Source organism: Mesorhizobium sp. M8A.F.Ca.ET.181.01.1.1, from assembly GCF_004792025.1.
In the GTDB taxonomy this organism is placed as follows: Bacteria; Pseudomonadota; Alphaproteobacteria; order Rhizobiales; family Rhizobiaceae; genus Mesorhizobium.
Map to the genome: position 1 here is coordinate 1 of NZ_SRTV01000030.1, position 2,521 is coordinate 2,521.

Sequence of the window (2,521 nt, forward strand, 5' to 3'; positions counted from 1 at the left end):
CTTCACCTCATTGGCCTGGAACTGGATATAGGCGCTGGTGATGATCGCGCCCTTCGGGAGGTCGATGCTGGTGAAGCGGAGGCCGACCGTCTGGCGGGTGCTGCCGTCATAGCCCAGTTCCAGATCGCTGATGTTGCTCGAGATCGTACCGGAGCCCTTCTCCTCGACATCGTCGCCGGCGGTCGCCACCCTTGTCTCGAAGATCGGGTCGATCGCACTAGAGCTGGCGGTGAGGAAGCTGCTGCTGGTGGTGATGACATTAGCGCCGGTCGAGACCGTGCCGGCGTCAGCGATAGGGGTAGGGGCGGTGAAGGTGACGCCGCTGCCGGCATAGCCCGTTCCCGCAAACTGCCTGAGGCCGGTGTCTTTCGTCGCCACGCTGTCGAGAAAGGTGCTATCCGGATGGATGCCAAGCCCGGCTGCCGCGTCCGCCAGCCCGATCAGCTCGCCACCGGTTGCCGTGATCGGGACGGCGCTATGACTGTCACTGTGTTTGCCGGTTTCGACGGCGAGGCTGACGCCATCGGATGCCCCGGAAGCCTGCGACACGCCGTCATCGCCATGCACGTGCTCCGCAACCGAGCCGTCATCGAGCGGTTGAAGGCCTTTGAGGAGGGGCGTCGAACCGAGCTCCGTCGCGAGCAGTCCGATTGCATTGCCGCTATCTGGAAGCCGATGTGGTTTGGACATCGCAGAACTCCTTTGCCGCCGTTTTCCGCACTTGGGCCTCGCTAGGCCCTGATATCGACGCCACGGCCAGGTCCGATCCGCGGTGATCGAGGACTCCGGCTGTCAGAGGCGTGTGTGGAGGCGATGTGCTTGCTGGGCATCCGGGCAGGCTGCAGTGAAATGGATCACGACAGGACCTTGAAGCAACGCGTCCTGCCGGATCAGGCGAGCAGCCAACCATTCAATTGGAATTCATAGATCTTGCCGTCATTTTCGGTTGGATATGGGTCATTATCCAGGCCCCGATCCACGATGTACAGGCTCATATGGTGGCTCGGATCGTCGCTGCTCGGCGCCAGCGCTATTCCCGATGGTTTGTGCGCGTGGGCTGCGGAGATATCGAGCGTGCCCAATAACTGCCCGGTACGCGTCACCATTGCTACCGACTTTGTCGACGTAATGATATAAAGGAGGTCGTTGACTTGGTCATACGCAATACTTTCGTCGCCAGGGTTCCCCAGCGCTTGCGCAGAAAAACTCGTCACGATGTCGTCGCCGCCCGTACTCGCGACGCCGTCGAATTTGCCGTTGGGACCCGGTGAGACGGCGTAAATCGTCTGGGTTGAGCCATCCGCGACATACAAGACTTTATGGTTCGGGTCATAGGCGACGCTCTCCGGATCCGAACTGCCGAACGCGGATGTCTTGAAAGAGGTCACCTTATCGTCGGACGTGTTGTAAAGCCCGTCTATCCCGGGGTTGAGCTCGTACACGCTCTTCGGGGCAGTGTCGTCCGCGAAGAAGAGATGGTGGTTAGCAGGATTATAAGCCACCCCGGCCGGCTCATCGGAGAACTTGACGGTCGTGAGCGTGCCCGCAAGGGTGCCGTTCAAATTCATCTGGTAGAGATTCTTGCCAGTAAAAAGCGCAGGTATCTCCTCGACTTCGCTGTCGGCAACCAGCAACGTGCCGAGGTGAGAAATATAGACGATATCAGTAGGGTCGGGACTCGGCGGCGACCACTGCGAAGTCAGGATTGTGTGTGACAAGGTCACCGACGTCGGCAGCTGGTGGGCCGTGACGTTGACGTTGAAGGCATGGGTATCGATGCTGCCATCGGACGAGGTCGCCGTGACGGTGAGGGCGACCGACGGCTCGGACTGGGCGTTGAGCGTGCCGGTGCCCGAGCGTGTGATGACGCCGGTGCTGGCGTTGATGGCAAAGCGCGAGTCGTCGATGCTGTAGGTGATCGTCGATCCGGCATCGGGATCCCTGGCCGAGGCGGTGATCCCGACCGCCGTGCCGGCGGCGGCGGTCTGGGCGATCTGGTTGGCGGCAGCGTTAGCGTCGGCCAGGGTGTTGAAAGCGACCGGCTCCGGGCTGTTGAGGACGGCGAGGCTGAAGGCCTGGTTGGCGGTGCTGCCGTCGGACGAGGTTGCCGTCACTGTCAGATTGATCGACGACTGGGTCTCGAAGTCGAGCGTGCCGGTGGCCGAGCGCGTGATGACGCCGGTGCTGGAATTGATGGCGAAGCGCGTGTCATTGATGCTGTAGGTGACGGTCGAGCCCGCGTCGGGATCGGTGGCCGATGCTGTGATCCCGGTGGGTGCGCCTGCCGCGGCAAGCTCGGCGATCTTGTTGGCGGCAGTGTTGGCATCCGGCGGGGAGTTGAAGGCGACCGGATTGCCGGGTCCTGGCAGCAGATATTCGATGTGCAGCAGTGGCGCGCTGGCCGGATTGTATTCGTAGGAATCGGCCGTGCGCGTGCCAGTGCCGCTGACCAAAAATGCCATGTCGTTGAGCGCGGCCCAGCCCGAGCGGTTGACGATCTCCTGCACGATCGCCGAGAGGT

The 2,521-nt window shown here is 62.0% G+C and carries 1 protein-coding gene and 1 pseudogene; both read right to left on the bottom strand.

Annotation, left to right across the window (positions count from 1 at the left end):
* Nucleotides 1-690, bottom strand: a pseudogene (locus tag EN824_RS33390) (hypothetical protein); the annotation flags it as partial.
* A 200-nt stretch (nucleotides 691-890) separates the two neighbouring features.
* Nucleotides 891-2,521 (bottom strand): RTX toxin (locus EN824_RS33395; RefSeq protein ID WP_135933155.1); only part of this gene is annotated, 1,631 nt, incomplete at its 5' end.